This window comes from Pseudomonas sp. P5_A2_2 (genome assembly GCF_054177685.1).
This window is the reverse complement of record NZ_JBGCUL010001131.1, coordinates 1-1,346: the sequence shown is the minus strand read 5'-3', so window position 1 is coordinate 1,346 and position 1,346 is coordinate 1. Positions and strand designations below refer to the sequence as shown.

Sequence of the window (1,346 nt, the reverse complement as noted above, 5' to 3'; positions counted from 1 at the left end):
GGGGAACGGCGATAGCCATGACGTACTCCGGGAATCTTTGATCGTTACAGAGGCGGAGAACCACCTCGAACTTATAAATGTGGGAGCGAGCCTGCTCGCGATTGCGATGTATCAGTCACTATCAATGTTGAATGTGCCGACGCTTTCGCGAGCAGGCTCGCTCCTACAGGCGAAGCATTACTTCGCAGCCCAGGAATTGAAGCGCTGTTCCAGTTGCTCGCCGTTGTCAGCCCAGAAGCTGACGTCGATCTGCACCTGGTTGGCGATGTTTTCCGGGGTGGTCGGCATGTCTTTCAGGACATCCTTGGCCAGCAAGGGTACGGCTTGGATGTTGGCCGGGCCGTAGGCGATGTTTTCCGAGTAGGTTTTCTGCTGCTGCGGCTGTACCGAGTAAGCGATGAACTTCTTCGCCGCTTCGGCACGCGCCTTGTCCAGACCCTTCGGAATGGCCCATGCGTCGAAGTCGTAGATGCCGCCGTTCCACACCACTTTCAGGTTGCTTTCTTTCTGCACGGCAGCGATCCGGCCGTTGTAGGCCGAGCTCATGACCACGTCACCGGAAGCGAGGTATTGCGGCGGTTGTGCGCCGGCTTCCCACCACTGGATGTTCGGCTTGAGCTCATCGAGCTTCTTGAACGCGCGGTCCTGACCGTCCTTGCCGGCCAGCACCTTGTAGACGTCTTTCGGCGCAACGCCGTCGGCCATCAATGCGAATTCCAGGGTGTACTTGGCGCCTTTACGCAGGCCACGCTTGCCCGGGAACTGCTTGGTGTCCCAGAAGTCCACCCAACTGGTCGGTGCGGATTTCAGCTTGTCGGCGTTGTAGGCCAGCACGGTCGACCACACGAAGAAGCCCACGCCGCAAGGCTGGATGGCGCCCTTGACGTAGTCTTCGGTCTTGCCGAACAACTTCGGATCGAGCTGCTCGAACATGTCTTCGTCGCAACCACGGGACAGTTCCGGCGACTCAACCTCTACCAGATCCCAGGACACACTTTTGGTGTCGACCATGGCCTTGACCTTGGCCATTTCGCCGTTGTACTCGCCGGCCACGATCTTGCCGTTACCTGCCGCTTCCCACGGTGCGTAGAAGGCTTTGACCTGTGCCGCCTTGTTCGCCCCGCCAAAGGACACTACGGTCAGGTCCGGGCCGGCCGCCCTTGCGTGCGCCGCGCCCCTCATGCCCAGGGCCAGAGCGGTGCAGGTCAGGGAGCTCAACATGTATTGTTCTGTCGACGTGCAGGGTGGGGTTGGTATTGCGGGGCGATCAGTTCGCCTCTACAAGAGGGTCGAGCGCACGAACGTGCTCGACCTGCCAGCCAAGCGGTACCACGTCGCCGACGGCG

General features: G+C 60.3%; 2 protein-coding genes. Both read right to left on the bottom strand.

The window, feature by feature from the left end; genetic code table 11:
- Window positions 1-177 precede the first annotated feature (177 nt).
- Window positions 178-1,221 (bottom strand): ABC transporter substrate-binding protein, encoded by a 1,044-nt coding sequence (locus ACXRVY_RS29435; RefSeq protein ID WP_458239009.1) that lies wholly within the window; start codon window positions 1,219-1,221, stop codon window positions 178-180.
- 46 nt (window positions 1,222-1,267) lie between these two features.
- On the bottom strand, window positions 1,268-1,346 hold a 79-nt coding region (locus ACXRVY_RS29430; RefSeq protein WP_458239010.1), incomplete at its 5' end, for a hypothetical protein.

Excerpts from the sequence above, each read along its gene's own strand:
- ACXRVY_RS29435 (WP_458239009.1), bottom strand. The coding sequence starts at position 1,221 with ATGTTGAGCTCCCTGACCTGCACCGCTCTGGCCCTGGGCATGAGGGGC.